This is a genomic window from Shewanella sp. SM71, from assembly GCF_025653905.1.
Classification (GTDB): Bacteria; Pseudomonadota; Gammaproteobacteria; order Enterobacterales; family Shewanellaceae; genus Shewanella; species Shewanella oncorhynchi.
This window is the reverse complement of sequence record NZ_JAKKRW010000003.1, coordinates 254,230-268,107: the sequence shown is the minus strand read 5'-3', so window position 1 is coordinate 268,107 and position 13,878 is coordinate 254,230. Positions and strand designations below refer to the sequence as shown.

The window sequence follows — 13,878 nt, the reverse complement described above, 5'->3', positions numbered from 1 at the left end:
AGTGAAACCTGTCAACTCTACAGATGCCTTAGTCGAAACTTTAACGCCTGTACCTAAATTATTTAGTGCTTCAGCTGCAGCTTTTGCATCCATAGCTGATATATCTGTTGCCGTAGATGTGCCATTAGGGCCGCTTAGTACAATGTTACTAGCGCCTGTTGCAACACCATATGCTGTTCCTGCCGCCGCAGCAGCACCAAATACACTGCCTGCACCTGTTTTTTGATTCTGACCAATTGAACCTGCTGACACATCACCAATCGATACAGAAATAGTCTCGTTAGCATTCGAACCTACTTGGAATTTCTGAGTACCATAACTGCCATCTAGTAATTTCTGACCACCAAATGATGTTGTATCGGCAATACGAGTTAATTCTGTTTGCAATGCAGAAAGTTCTTTCTGCATAGACTCACGGTCTTCTGCAGAGTTAGAGCCGTTAGCCGATTGCAGTGATAAATCTCGCATACGTTGCAGAATATTGGTCGATTCCTGCATTGCACCTTCAGCAGTTTGGGCTATCGAAATACCATCGTTGGCATTACGCATAGCAACATCTAGCCCATTAATCTGACTTGTCATACGATTAGAGATCTGCAGACCCGCAGCATCATCCTTAGCACTGTTAATCCGTAATCCCGATGACAAACGTTCCATGGACGTTTGCAAATTACCATTAGCACCACCAAGACTTTTTTGCGCCTTCATCGATGTGACGTTCGTGTTTACTGAAATAGCCATGTTACATTCCTCTTCTAAGTTGGGTGCCAAGACGTGGAAGCCTGGCTAAATCTTGTTGCCATCAATTGCTGCAACTTTACTTAACGTGCTTAACTCTATTTGCTTAATTTAATTACTTAACCTTTAGACCTTGATGCCTTCATCATTGAAAACCGTCTTGTTTTAGTGCTTTCGGTTCAGAAGGCATTCGATCTAGATGTAATCAAACAGCGATACGGAACCCACTTTACTAAACACACTGGATACGGCATTGAGAGCGAGTTGTTGCTTCTCAAATTCAGTTATCGCAGTGGCATAATCAAGATCTTCCAATTTGGATAATGCCGAGGTGTTAATCAATTTCTCATCAGTGTGCTTATCAGTATATTTTTCCAGTATCTTTAAACTGTTACCTGATAAGCCTTGCTGCTGACTCATTTGTTTGACACCACTCCCAACATTATTCAATAACTGTGCCAACTCAGACTGCCCAGATGGCGTCTGCACTTGATCAGCGTTTTCAAAAAGAGCAATCGCCTTATTTAAGGTATTGAAAATGCTAACCTCTTGTTCTTGGTGAAGGGTAAAGCTGTCACCTATCTTCGGCTCGCCGGCAATTTTTAGTTCAACACCGTCAAAAGTGACTGGCACAGCGGGATCGAACGCCGCTGCGGGGGAGATGATATTGGCGGGAATAGCGTTGTCGGTGACTTCGACATTAATGCCACCAGCACCATCATCTAGAAATGAAACAGTGTAATCAGAGAGAGAAGGTGTCGCGTTAGCTAGCTTAGCGCTAGATACACTAAAATCACCTTGTTGGGACGGCAAATAATTGACGCTATAATCACCCATTGCATTAGGTGACTTCATAAAAGCGGTATCTCCAGACACATTAGTATTAAGCTGAATACCTGAAGCAATCATGCTATTACGAACGCCTGAGTCGCCTGAGTAAATAATCTGACCATTATTATCGAATGCGAACGGTTGCGTGTCAGTTTTATTACCTGCAAAGAGATAATTTCCCGATTCATCTTTGGTATTCGCAATTGTCAGTAATTGATCCAGACTTTTGCGCAGGTCATCGGCAATTGTTTGCCGCTCTGCCGCTGTCATACTGCCATTAGAACCCCGTAGCATCATGTCCTTCATGCTCGACACTAGTTTATCTGCTTGGCCAAGTTGACTTTCGGTCTGCTGTAAGTGATTCGTTGCATAATCAATGTTCTTAATAAACTGATCAACGAGTGCATTTTTCTGATTCAGATTATCGATACCCTGTGACGCCACAGGATCATCACCAGCAGTATTGACTTTCTTACCACTGCTCAATTGGTCAAGAATTTTGCTGGTCGCCGTTTGCTTTTGCAGCACACTGGTAATGCTTTGATTAAAAATCTGCGCGGATGATAATCGCATAATTAAATCTCCTAACGCACTGAGGATAATAAGGTGTCAAAAATCTGCTGTGCAGTCGTCATGATCCGCGCAGAGGCTTGATAGGCTTGCTGAAAACGCATTAAATTTGCCGCTTCTTCATCTAAGTTCACGCCCGACTCACTCTCAACTCGCGCATAAGCTTGTTGATACACGGCCTCTGCCGAACCAACACGCACTTCAGCCGCTTTCGTTTTACTGCCTACCTCGAGCTTAGTGTTCTCGAACACATCAGCTAGGGTCGACTTTCCCCCATTCATCACCTTACTTTCGCTCAACTTAGCCATAGCGACAGCATTAGAGTTATCCCCCGCTGCGAAGGATAAATCGAAGGTAAATCTGTCATTGCCTGCAGCCGCTTTGCTTTCAACTTCAAAGGTAAAACCAAAAGCGCTAATACTCGGAGGAGTATAAGGGGCTGCAGCCCCAAGGGATGTTCCAGCGGCGTCGAATGCTTCATAGGTTGGAGGCACAACTGTGGTATCGAGCTTTATCGTCAACTCACTGCCTGTTACAGGGAAATTTGCGGCATTACGATTGCTAATTTGAGTCAACTTCACTTGGGTATTGCCCGAGTTAGCGGCATCTGCTGAAATCTTTGGGGATGCGGCGGCAATGCCTTTAGGGTCTTTCATGATCACTTCAATGCCATTTGAAGCACCCGCTGTTGGGCGAATGGCAAAACGATCGCCAGACGCCATAGCGCCCGCTTTTATGTCAATTGAAAATCCAGATCCACCCGATAAAGTCGAGCCATTTAACGTCAGTGGCGTAATTGCCCCCGTTTTCGAATCTCTCAGCTCATAAGTTGCAGGCGCGGTAAATGACAGTTCGTAGGCACCACCAGTTAATAAACTGGTGTCATCTATGGTGACGCCTAATGTTGCATTACCCGTATTACCAGAAAAACCTGCTGCACGGCCCAAAGACATCATAGGATCGTTGATATCTTTGAAGATATTGGCACCAACTTGCCCATTGAGGTCAATACCTTGTGCTTGCATTTTATTGAAGTTATCAGCCACGCCCAAGGCTAATTGATCGAGCTCATGACCCGCGGGAATTAACGTTTGATCACGATAATCAAAAATGGCCCCTAACTGACCGCCAAGTTTACTCGGATCAACAGTGACACTTTGCGAACCAATACTTGAAGTCAATTGAAGCTCATTCGGAAATGGATCACCCGCTTGGACTCCCATCGTCATAGCAATTTCGCCAGAGACCAACATCACTGAACCACCGAGCATTACGCTCTTAGCACCATTTTCTAATGGAATAACGTTCACTTGAGCATACTGGCTTAACTCTTGAACCAGTGCATCTTGCTTATCAAGCAACTGCGCATCCTGATTCGGCGACTTCATTAACTCTAGGTTTAAATTTGCCAGTTCTGTACTGATCTCATTGATACGCTTAGTCATACCTGTGATCTGGTCATTGGTCTGATTAAGCTGGCCATTCAAATACGACTGCATCTGATTAAGACTGCTGGCAACTTGCTGTGCGTTTGTTAGGGTCGAACTCCGAATACCCAAATCTGCAGGCAAATCAGCCACACTATTCAGCCCCGAAAACAGGTCATTCAAGCTTTGTGGCACAACTTTACCTACCTGTGAAAACAGCTGATCTAGCTCACTCAATTTACCGTAGCTGGCTTCGGCGGCGCTTAACGTTGTTTGACCAATGCGTAACTCTCTTGCAGCATAGTCATTGTAGATACGCTTAACGTCATTAACGTAAGTTCCAGTGCCATAAAAGCTACTACCAAAACGCTGCGATTCAAGAGTCGACTGCGTTGCTACTTGTCTGTGGTAACCAGCGGTATTGGCGTTAGCTATATTATTACTGGTAACACCCAGTTGCGACTGGGAGGCAAGCACCCCAGTTCGCGCTATATTCAGTAGATCAACGGCCATTAGTTGACACTCCTATGAACAAACAGGGTTGTAAGATTCATCATTTGTCTTCTCCTGGCAGAATTGATTTCAGTTCTTCACTGATCGACTGCATCACTTTAATCACTTTTTCAGCGTATCGAGGATCAGTGGCATAACCCGCATCCTGCAAAGCTCGGATGAATTGAGTAGGGGAAGCGGCCACTTTTTTCGCATCTTGATAACGTTCACCTTCGGCAATGAAGGACACAAAATCGTTAAAGCTATGCTCGAAATCACTATAAACTCGGAAGTCAGCTTTTTGCTGAACAGCAACACCGTGCTCAAATTCTAAGGTACTGACGTTAGCCTTATCACCTAACCAACGACGATCAGCTTTAATGTTGAATAGGTTATGACTCGGCGCACCGTTATTGCCGCGGACGATTTTTTGTCCCCAGCCAGTTTCCAGTGCCGATTGCGCCAACAATACTTCTGGTTGAGTACCTAATGTTTTTGCGGCTTTTTCAGCATGTGGATATAAGGTCGCTAAAAATTCTTCTCGACTACCAAACCTGACAATCTTTTGGGTTTCCCTAAATGCTGCCGTCGGCAAAACTTGGCCGCTAATCACAGGTTCTACCACTGAAAGTGATTGTTCACTCCAGCTCGGCTTAGGCGTATCGATAGCCAGTGAACGATTAGGCGCATCAATGTCCATTGATGAATTTGCATCTTCAGCTCTATCCGGTTCAAATACAGGCCGAGCGATAGCAGCCGGCACACCATGATTTACAACTGTGGGTTCAACCACAGGAGCGGCTGAACTCTGCATAGGCACATTAAGCGCTTTATCGTCGTGGAGCATTTTCATGCCACCATCGTCACGCAATACCGATGCAGGCGTGAAATGACTTGTTTCGGGAGAGAGTTGCTGCACCATCATATCGGCAAGGCCCAATACACCTTTGTCAGATAAATCGACCGATAACTGCTGATCGCGCATCTGCTCGTAAAACTGAGTGTATTGGCTATTGAGTGGACTATCAGACTGAAAAACCGCATTGGCATCGCGCATACTTTTCATCAGCATTTGCACGAAAATACCTTCAAATTGTTGGGCGACCTTTTTCAAGGCGCCCTTCTCATCTTTCTGAGCCTGGGCGCGGAGTGAATCTAGCCCGCCCAGGTCAAGAAAATGTGATGAACTTGAAAGCTTTTCCATGATTTTCCCGACAGAAATTAGATGATGATAAGTTCACCATGCAAAGCTCCTGCCACTTTTAATGCTTCAAGTATTGCTAACACATCTGAAGGGGCTGCACCGACTAAGTTAACCGCTCTAACCAGCTCATCCAGCGTAGTGCCTGGATTAAACATAAACATACGACGGTCACTTTCTGTCGCTGTGATCGTACTATTACTCGTGACGGTTGTTTGACCATTAGCCAAGGCATTTGGCTGCGAAACCTGTGTCGCCTCCGCAATCGTGACAGTCATGCCGCCATGGGTAATCGCCGCAGGGAGTAAGCGTACGTTTTGCCCAACCACTATGGTTCCAGTACGTGAATTAACGATCACTTTGGCAGATTCCTCTGCGGGAACAACATCAAGGTTTTCAAGCGTTGCTAAAAAGGAGACTCGTTGTGATACATCACGTGGAGCCGTTACCTGAACAGACGTCGCATCTAAAGGACGCGCCATATCTGGACCTAATAGATCATTGATCGCATCGGCCATGCGCTGCGCAGTAGAGAAATCCGAACGACGTAGGTTAAACGTCAAATAATCGCCAGTTGAAAATGGGGTTGCTACACTACGCTCAACAATTGCGCCATTGGGTATACGACCTACAGTTGGCGTATTTTGAATCACCTTTGAACCATCTAAACCATCGGCACTAAAACCACTCACCACTAAACTACCTTGGGCGATCGCATACACATTACCGTCTACCCCTTTCAAAAAGGTCTGTAATAAGGTGCCACCGCGTAAGCTTTTGGCTTCGCCTAAGCTAGATACCGTCACGTCAAGATCTTGACCAGGTTTGATAAAGGCAGGCATATCCGCGTGTACGGCTACCACTGCAACGTTTTTAATTTTCGGTTTGACGTTGTCAGGAAGATTAATCCCAAAGTTTTTGAGCATAGTCATAAAGGTCTGCTCGGTATAACTGGTTTTTTCCCCCGTTCCCGGTAAACCGACCACTAAGCCATAACCAATCAACTGGTTACTACGCACACCTTGCACATTGGCAATATCTTTAATTCGTTCAGCCTGACTAGGTAGAGAAAACACTAGCATGGCAACGGCTAACACCAGTTTATATTTCATGATACGACTCCTTAGAAGGGCCACCAGTCGCTCATAAAGAACTGGCTTAACCAGCCCACTTTTTGAGCATCTGCGAAAGTGCCTGTGCCACTGTATTGGATACGGGCATTAGCCATTCGCGTTGAATCGACAGTGTTATCGGGTTTAATGTCCTGCGAGCGAACGAGACCAGTGACACGAATAAACTCATCACCATTATTGATTGAAATCCATTTTTCACCACGGATCACTAAGCTGCCGTTGTTCAGCACTTGCATCACGTTTGCCGAGATACTGCCATCTAGACTATTGCTCTGATCCGCATCCGATTCACGCTTAGTGTTCATGCTATCTTTGTAACGCAAATCAATTGGCACTCCGCCAATGGACACATTACTACCACCAGCAAAGATGGGATCTAAGCTCATGTCTGAGCCTTTTTTGATCTGATTGCCTGCACTCTTCTTCGCCTGAGTCGATTCCTTCAATACGATAGTGATAATGTCACCGACTTTATGGGCGCGTATATCCGAATACAAGCTAGATGCTTGGCTGTCTTGATAAATAGAGCCAGTTGCGGCAATTTTTGTCGGCGGCGCCTCTGGGTATACCGGCGCGTAAAAGGGATCATCCGCAAGGGGTTTCTTTTGCGTCGAGCTACAGGCTGCAAGCAATAACGCGACGGCCAACACAAGATATCTAGCCATGATGTTTGCCTCTATAAATTCTGAGTCACATAAGACAGCATCTGATCTACCGCTGAAATCACTTTGGAGTTCATCTCGTAAATGCGCTGACTTTCGATAAGGTTCACCAGTTCCTCGGTCACGTTCACGTTAGAGGTTTCTAAGGCGCCTTGACGAATAGCACCCATACCATCTAACGAAGCGGTACCTTGAATTGGCGTGCCGCTCGCACCAGTTTCCGTATATAAGTTTTGTCCCATAGGATCTAGACCCGATGGATTAATAAAATCCGTCATAGTCAACTGACCCACGACTTGGTTCTCAGCGGTACCCGGCGTTTTTACTGAAACTTCACCCTCCGCTGAAACGGTAATACTGGTCGCATTATCAGGAATAGTGATCGCGGGTTGTAGCAAATAGCCAGAACCTGGCGTCACAATCTGACCCGTATCATCTAAGGTAAACTGACCATTTCGAGTATAAGCAGTGGTTCCATCAGGAAGCTGTATTTCAAAAAATCCAGGACCTTCAATCATGAGATCCAGTGAGTTATCCGTCGTCAGCATGTTACCCTGAGTAAACATTTTTTGAGTAGCGACGACTTTCGTACCCGCACCTATGTTTAATCCGTTGGGTAGCTTAGTGTTAGATGCACTAACACCACCTGCTTGGTTAACTGTTTGATAGAGTAAATCTTCAAATACTGCGCGGCTTTTTTTGTAGCCCACAGTGCTAGCGTTCGCTACGTTGTTTGAAATCACTGAAATATCAGTTTGCTGTGCGTCTAAGCCAGTTTTACTAATCCATAACGCCGGATGCATAATCTATCTCCTAACTAATACGCATTAATGAGGATGAAGCGCGATCATTCTCTTCCGCGGTTTTCATCATCTTGACTTGCAATTCAAACTGGCGCTGAAGATCAATCAAAGACACCATTTCATCAACAGGGTTAACGTTACTGCCCTCTACGGCACCACTTTCAACTGCGACGAAAGGGTCAGCTGGTGCTGGTTCGCCTGACATTTGTCGAAATAATCCATCTTCACCACGCATCATCTGCGCATTGCCGGGATTAACTAACTTCAATCTAGCCACTTCTTCTATCACTTCAGCAGTCGCCCCCTGAGGGCGAACAGACACTATGCCATCCTGTGAAATTGACACTTTATCAATAGGTAATGGCAGCACTATCGGGCCAGCGTCCCCCATCACGGGATTGCCTCTGTCGTTATACAACATGCCCGTCGCATCGAAACTGAGACTACCTGAACGGGTATAAGCTTCACTGCCATCTTTCGCCTGAACGGCAAACCAGCCATCGCCTTTAATGGCAACATCGAGATCCCGTCCAGTGGTTTTTATCGGACCAGAGCGAAAATTAGCTGACGGAGATTCTGTCATCGCAAACACCCTTGAAGGCAACCCTTCACCGAAGGCTTGCATCGATCTGGCCTGCGCCATATCTGATTTAAAACCATCGGTATTAGCATTGGCTAAGTTGTTCGCACGGAGTGCCAGCTCATTCATATTTTGCTTAGCGCCACTCATGGCGACATAAAGGAATTTGTCCACAGACTGCTCCGTCAAATTTTCTACATGACAATAGCCAAGCAAGCATCATGCCAACAAATAATAACGTTTAATTTACTGATAGAATTGAAAAATATGAAAATGAAGTGATTTGACGGCAGGATAAAGGCTAAGTGTTGCCACTGGCGGCAACACTTAGTTAAACAAAGTAATGATTAGCGGATTTGTAATACGGTTTGTTGCAGCGTGTTATTCACTTCAAGGGTACGAGAGTTCGCTTGGAAGTTACGCTGTGCCGAAATTAAATCGACCAGTTCAGTCGTCAAATCAATGTTCGATTGCTCTAGCGCCGATGAACTGATGCTACCAAAAGTTCCACTATTTGCCTCACCCGCTAACGCTGGACCTGAAGCTAAACTGGCTTTCCACGACGTATTACCCACTTGCGTTAAACCTTGTTCGTTAGCAAAACGAACTAAAGCAACCCGTGCTAAAGGCACGGTTGAACCATTAGAATAACTCGCGGTCACTAAACCATCTTCGCCGATTTCAACGTTAGTTAAGCGACCTACAGTCGTACCATCTTGCGTCAACTCAGTTGCACCAAAAGGAGCAGCATATTGCGTTGGGGCATTAAACTTCACAGTCAACTCTTGAGTACCATCGGCACCTGGCCCTAAAACACCCGCACCACTGACGCCCAAAGCCTCAGTCTTGACTATAGCAGGATCACTACCAGTGTAGACACCAACAGAATTGAACTTGAGTACAGAGCCTTTCCAACCACCAGCAGTTTGAGCTGTGCCCGTTGCATCAGGTGTACCATCGCCGGTGGTATCTGTTTGATAAGTACCAGCAGGACCGGCTAGATCTACTTGCTTTCCATCAACAGCATAGTAAGCCACCCAATTGTTCTCACCATTGTACGAACCATCTTTGGGCTTAACAAAATAAGTGGTCATAATATGTGGCTCACCGAGTGAGTCATAAATTGTCATTGATGTAACGTTATTGTAGGTTTTTGCATCTAGAGGATCGAATGCCGCGGGGTCGAGTGCACTTTCCTTAGCATTTAAGTTCATTTGTAAAGTAACATTCTCAGTCTTTACAGGGCTACCCGCAGTGTCTGGTATTTGTACCGGCTTAGCCGTCGTTAAACTCACTGATGTTGAGTTCCCATCTTTATCCACTGGGAAAGTTTGCAAATAATTACCAGCAGAATCAACCATGTAATTATTTTTATCTACCTTAAATGCTCCAGCACGGGTAAACGAGTGGTCTAATGTACCCAGTTCAGAAGCAGTAACGAAAAAGCCACCCCCTTTAATCGCCATATCAAGGGAGTTATTCGTCAACTGTAAGCTACCTTGATGGAATTGCTGTGCCACTTGGCTCGTCGCAACACCACCACCGACAGCAGTTTTAGCATTTGAAAAAATAGAATTAGCGTAAACATCCGCAAATTCAGCACGGGACTCTTTAAAGCCAATGGTGTTCGCATTAGCAATGTTATTCGCCGTAGTGTTTAAATCTTTCTGCGCGGCAGAAATGCCACTCAATGCAATGTTAAACGACATAATTCACCTCTACACTTGACTCAATTCATTTATGAGCGACTTACGCCCAATTCGGATACTGCAAAAATTCTTTTAGGCAAACTTAGGTTTCAGACACAGCTAACACATCGGTTAACTTGATGCCCATACCGCCTCTCAAGTTAAGAATCGCGCCAGTACTGGCCGTACCGAGAGAAACGCTGGTCACATGAGCATAGGTCGAGACTGGCAATTCTTGGGATTTCCCATCCACTAAACCACTCGCCTTGATCGTATAGTTACCTGCGGTTACAGGGTTTCCATCTTTATCGAGGCCATCCCAGTTAACATCGACATTGCCCCCCTTACTGCCATCAACTTTAAAGGTGGTCACAACTTGGCCTTTCTCATCCTCAACACGTACAGTAACTTCAGGAATTTTAGCTGGCGTGCTAATCACACCTTTTATTGTTGGGCTTTCAGCTGAAATGTTACCTGTATCAGTTGGGATCAATACCTTGCGACCAACAAGTCCTGATGCCTGTAATGCTTGGCTTGATGTCATAACACCGTTTAAATTAACGATTTCCTTATTCAACTTAGTAATACCATCAACCGTCGAGAATGATGCCATCTGCGCAATCATTTGGTCGTTGTCGACGGGCTTAAAGGGATCTTGCATCGATAACTGTTGGCTTAATAACGAGAAAAAGTCATCTTGAGTTAACTGCTGGCTTTTTGCTTCCGGTACTATTGACTCTTTTGGCAAACGTATGCCATCAAGAAACGGATTACCCGTTGAGCTGGTTGATGAATTCGTCGTAACGGCATTTGGCTGACTCTTATTTTGAGCCGTCTGCGCCGACGCTTGGTTAATTTGATTAATGAGGCTCACAGCTTACCTCCTAAGTAACACATGTTATTTACCCATCCCAAGTGTTTGTTGCAGCATAGACTTAGCTGCTTCAGCGACTTGAACATTCATTTGATATGAGCGCGAAGCAGAAATCATATCTGCCATTTCTTCCATGACATTAACATTCGGTTTATAAATAAAGCCGTCCGCATCCGCCATAGGATGATCGGGCGAGTATTCTTTCAGTAGTGGTTTATCACTTTCTACAATGCCTTTTACTGCAACGCCTTGAGAAGCTTGTTGCTGACTTTGGGCTTTAGCCATTTCGGCTTCAAAAATGGGATGACGGGAACGATAGGTCTTATCTACACTACTCGAGACGGAATCCGCGTTAGCTATGTTGCTCGCGGTGGTGTTTAGCCTGACCGATTGAGCAGACATTCCCGAGCCAGCAACATCAAATATGCTAAATAAACTCATGATTAATCCCCTCTCAACGCTTTCTTCATGCCACTAAACTTACTATCTAAAAAACCTAGCGACATTTGATATTCAAGTGCATTTTGCATGAATGCCGATTGTTCCTGTTGGATATCAACAGTATTACCATCACCGGTATCGGGTTGATTTGGCACACGGAACTTAACAAATTGCCCAGTCAACTCCGCAAGCCCAAAATGCTTATCTGGCTCTTGCATTTCAAGACTATTTCGCTGCTGCTGTTGGCCTCGAGCGGCCTGCATTGCCGCAGAAAAATCAACATCGCGGGCTTTGTAATGTGGCGTATCTGCGTTAGCGATATTGCTTGAAATGACTTCTGCCCGCTGCGCTCTAATACCGAGAGTGTATTGATGCACACCCAGTGCATTATCAAAATTGATCGCCATAAAATTGCCTCCTCGTGTTCTCACGAAAATAAAGCAATTCATGTGCCAACATCAGGAAAATTTTGAGAATAACAATAAGGATGAGCAAGTGATGGGTAAAAAATTACCGACAATTGTCGGTAATTTTCTTTAGAGCGGCTAAGTTAAGTCTTTTTCTGGTAATAAATGCCAGGGTTACAACGAACCATATCAAACTCGTCCGTTAAACCAGCGATAGATTCTGATGCACCGAGAAATAAAATCCCTTTGGGATTGAGAGCGGCAGCGAATTGCCGCAAAATTTTTGCCTTTGCCTCTGGTGCAAAATAAATCAGCACATTGCGGCAAAAGATAATGTCGAACTTGCCAAGCAGACTATAACTCTCAAGCAAATTATGCGCTCTAAAGTTCACCAACCGCTTCACATTATCCTTTAACTTCATATTGCCTGAAGGTAATGCATCAAAAAACTGACGCTTACGTTCTTCAGATAAACCACGCGCTAATGCCAAACTATCGTACTCGGCATTTTTGCAGCGTTCCAACATCGAAGGAGATAGATCCGTTGCTTGAATCGAAGCACTACCAGCCAAGGCACCAGGCTTCTTCTGTTGATACTCAAGAATAGTCATAGCCAATGAGTACGGCTCTTGGCCTGACGAGCAAGCCGCAGACCAAATTTTGAGCGGACGCCCCAGACGACTGTATTCAGGTAGTAGGACATTATTCAACAACTCAAATGGATAACGATCACGGAACCAAAGGGTTTCATTGGTCGTCATAGCATCGATCACTTCAGCTCTGAGCGCACGCTCAGTAGGCTTCATCGAATGCTTAACCACATCAGATAAGGATGGCAGGTTATATTTGCCCATCAAAGGAGCAAGACGACTGCGCACAAGATATTGCTTATTTTCACCCAGTACGATGCCGCTGTGTTGCTCTAAGAACAACCTAAATTGATTATATTCAGCCTCAGCGAGTGATTTATTTGGCACATTCACATCCTAAATCCTATAGCAAGCACCAAAATCAGTGCGAAACCATCATGTTATAAAGTCGAGATTATAGCGTAAAGCGTATCTAGGTACTAACCTACAGCAATTACAAACTTAAATGCTTATTCACAGCAGCGGCCAGTTCGTCGGGATTAAACTTAGCGATAAAGTCATTAGCCCCCACTTTTTGAACCATTGCCTGATTGAATACACCACTTAACGAAGTATGCAGTACCACTTTAATATGCTTAAGCTTAGGATCATCTCGGATTTCAGCGGTCAGGGTGTAGCCATCCATTTCAGGCATCTCAATATCAGAGATAATGAGGGGGATCTCATCGGCCACATTATCCATCTCTTTGGCGATCTCTTTAAGCTTGTCTAATGCTTCGCGACCATCTTTTGCGGTATCAATTTGTAAATTCAATGACTCGAGTGAACGAATAATTTGTTTACGCGCCACGGCAGAATCATCAATAACCATAATATGATAATGCTGAGTTCTGTCGAGGGTCAGTTTTTCATTGGCTTCTTCACTGATAGCCGTTTTAACTGGTGAAATCTCATCTAAGATTTTTTCCACATCGAGAATTTCAACTAATTCACCTTCAATTTCAGTCACAGCTGTCAGATAAGAATAACGGCCAGCACCTTGCGGCGGAGGCATAATCGCTTCCCAATTCATGTTGATGATCCGCTCAACAGAACTGACCAAGAAGCCTTGAACACTACGGTTATATTCAGAAATAATGATGAAACAGTTTTCAGTGCTCGCTAAAGGTTTTCCCCCTGTTGCCGCACTCAAATCAATCACTGAAATGGTTGTTCCACGAATATGAGCAACACCCTTCACATAAGGATTAAGTTTAGGCAAAGTGGTCAGTGGTGGACACTGCAGTACTTCTTTCACCTTAAACACGTTAATCCCAAACCGTTGACGACCGTTTAATTTAAAAAGCAGCAATTCTAAACGGTTTTGTCCAACGAGCTGGGTTCGTTTGTTGACTGAATCAAGAATACTCGACATAACTCTGCCTTGTTGTTCTGTTTATGT

Annotated in this window: 13 protein-coding genes and 1 pseudogene; all 14 read right to left on the bottom strand. The window is 44.8% G+C overall.

The features are described 5' to 3' along the window. Positions 1 to 741 (bottom strand): annotated as a pseudogene (locus L5L97_RS04945) (flagellin); the annotation flags it as partial. Positions 742 to 933: 192 nt separating this feature from the next. After that, positions 934 to 2,142 carry a flagellar hook-associated protein FlgL gene (gene flgL, locus L5L97_RS04940; RefSeq protein ID WP_263181305.1) on the bottom strand — a complete coding sequence of 403 codons (1,209 nt, stop codon included), beginning with the start codon at positions 2,140 to 2,142 and terminating at the stop codon, positions 934 to 936. An 11-nt stretch (positions 2,143 to 2,153) separates the two neighbouring features. After that, positions 2,154 to 4,079 (bottom strand): flagellar hook-associated protein FlgK, encoded by a 1,926-nt coding sequence (flgK, locus tag L5L97_RS04935; RefSeq protein ID WP_263181304.1) that lies wholly within the window; start codon positions 4,077 to 4,079, stop codon positions 2,154 to 2,156. Between the two features lie 40 nt (positions 4,080 to 4,119). Continuing rightward, positions 4,120 to 5,262 carry a flagellar assembly peptidoglycan hydrolase FlgJ gene (flgJ, locus tag L5L97_RS04930; RefSeq protein WP_028761202.1) on the bottom strand — a complete coding sequence of 381 codons (1,143 nt, stop codon included), beginning with the start codon at positions 5,260 to 5,262 and terminating at the stop codon, positions 4,120 to 4,122. A gap of 17 nt (positions 5,263 to 5,279) precedes the next feature. Beyond that, positions 5,280 to 6,371, bottom strand: a complete 1,092-nt coding sequence (locus tag L5L97_RS04925) for a flagellar basal body P-ring protein FlgI (RefSeq protein ID WP_028761203.1) — start codon at positions 6,369 to 6,371, stop codon at positions 5,280 to 5,282. An 11-nt stretch (positions 6,372 to 6,382) separates the two neighbouring features. Further along, positions 6,383 to 7,057 carry a flagellar basal body L-ring protein FlgH gene (flgH, locus tag L5L97_RS04920; RefSeq protein ID WP_028761204.1) on the bottom strand — a complete coding sequence of 225 codons (675 nt, stop codon included), beginning with the start codon at positions 7,055 to 7,057 and terminating at the stop codon, positions 6,383 to 6,385. Positions 7,058 to 7,068: 11 nt separating this feature from the next. Beyond that, on the bottom strand, positions 7,069 to 7,857 hold the full coding sequence (gene flgG / locus L5L97_RS04915; RefSeq protein ID WP_028761205.1) for a flagellar basal-body rod protein FlgG: 789 nt from the start codon (positions 7,855 to 7,857) through the stop codon (positions 7,069 to 7,071). A 10-nt stretch (positions 7,858 to 7,867) separates the two neighbouring features. Continuing rightward, complete coding sequence (flgF, locus tag L5L97_RS04910; protein WP_105251930.1) at positions 7,868 to 8,611, bottom strand: flagellar basal-body rod protein FlgF; 744 nt, start codon at positions 8,609 to 8,611, stop codon at positions 7,868 to 7,870. A gap of 173 nt (positions 8,612 to 8,784) precedes the next feature. Further along, on the bottom strand, positions 8,785 to 10,146 hold the full coding sequence (flgE, locus tag L5L97_RS04905) for a flagellar hook protein FlgE (protein ID WP_028761207.1): 1,362 nt from the start codon (positions 10,144 to 10,146) through the stop codon (positions 8,785 to 8,787). Positions 10,147 to 10,228: 82 nt separating this feature from the next. Next, positions 10,229 to 10,999, bottom strand: a complete 771-nt coding sequence (gene flgD, locus L5L97_RS04900) for a flagellar hook assembly protein FlgD (RefSeq protein ID WP_173497640.1) — start codon at positions 10,997 to 10,999, stop codon at positions 10,229 to 10,231. A gap of 24 nt (positions 11,000 to 11,023) precedes the next feature. Beyond that, positions 11,024 to 11,440, bottom strand: a complete 417-nt coding sequence (gene flgC / locus L5L97_RS04895) for a flagellar basal body rod protein FlgC (protein WP_006085646.1) — start codon at positions 11,438 to 11,440, stop codon at positions 11,024 to 11,026. Positions 11,441 to 11,442: 2 nt separating this feature from the next. After that, positions 11,443 to 11,847 carry a flagellar basal body rod protein FlgB gene (gene flgB / locus L5L97_RS04890; protein WP_113939454.1) on the bottom strand — a complete coding sequence of 135 codons (405 nt, stop codon included), beginning with the start codon at positions 11,845 to 11,847 and terminating at the stop codon, positions 11,443 to 11,445. Positions 11,848 to 11,990: 143 nt separating this feature from the next. Continuing rightward, positions 11,991 to 12,830, bottom strand: a complete 840-nt coding sequence (locus L5L97_RS04885; protein ID WP_168824478.1) for a CheR family methyltransferase — start codon at positions 12,828 to 12,830, stop codon at positions 11,991 to 11,993. Positions 12,831 to 12,930: 100 nt separating this feature from the next. Continuing rightward, entirely contained in the window at positions 12,931 to 13,851 is a 921-nt protein-coding gene (locus L5L97_RS04880) for a chemotaxis protein CheV (RefSeq protein WP_028761211.1), read from the bottom strand. Positions 13,852 to 13,878: the final 27 nt, after the last annotated feature.

Excerpts from the sequence above, each read along its gene's own strand:
- flgB (WP_113939454.1), bottom strand. The coding sequence starts at position 11,847 with ATGGCGATCAATTTTGATAATGCACTGGGTGTGCATCAATACACTCTC.
- L5L97_RS04925 (WP_028761203.1), bottom strand. The coding sequence starts at position 6,371 with ATGAAATATAAACTGGTGTTAGCCGTTGCCATGCTAGTGTTTTCTCTA.
- flgC (WP_006085646.1), bottom strand. The coding sequence starts at position 11,440 with ATGAGTTTATTTAGCATATTTGATGTTGCTGGCTCGGGAATGTCTGCT.
- flgL (WP_263181305.1), bottom strand. The coding sequence starts at position 2,142 with ATGCGATTATCATCCGCGCAGATTTTTAATCAAAGCATTACCAGTGTG.
- flgG (WP_028761205.1), bottom strand. The coding sequence starts at position 7,857 with ATGCATCCGGCGTTATGGATTAGTAAAACTGGCTTAGACGCACAGCAA.
- L5L97_RS04880 (WP_028761211.1), bottom strand. The coding sequence starts at position 13,851 with ATGTCGAGTATTCTTGATTCAGTCAACAAACGAACCCAGCTCGTTGGA.
- flgH (WP_028761204.1), bottom strand. The coding sequence starts at position 7,057 with ATGGCTAGATATCTTGTGTTGGCCGTCGCGTTATTGCTTGCAGCCTGT.
- flgJ (WP_028761202.1), bottom strand. The coding sequence starts at position 5,262 with ATGGAAAAGCTTTCAAGTTCATCACATTTTCTTGACCTGGGCGGGCTA.
- flgK (WP_263181304.1), bottom strand. The coding sequence starts at position 4,079 with ATGGCCGTTGATCTACTGAATATAGCGCGAACTGGGGTGCTTGCCTCC.
- flgE (WP_028761207.1), bottom strand. The coding sequence starts at position 10,146 with ATGTCGTTTAACATTGCATTGAGTGGCATTTCTGCCGCGCAGAAAGAT.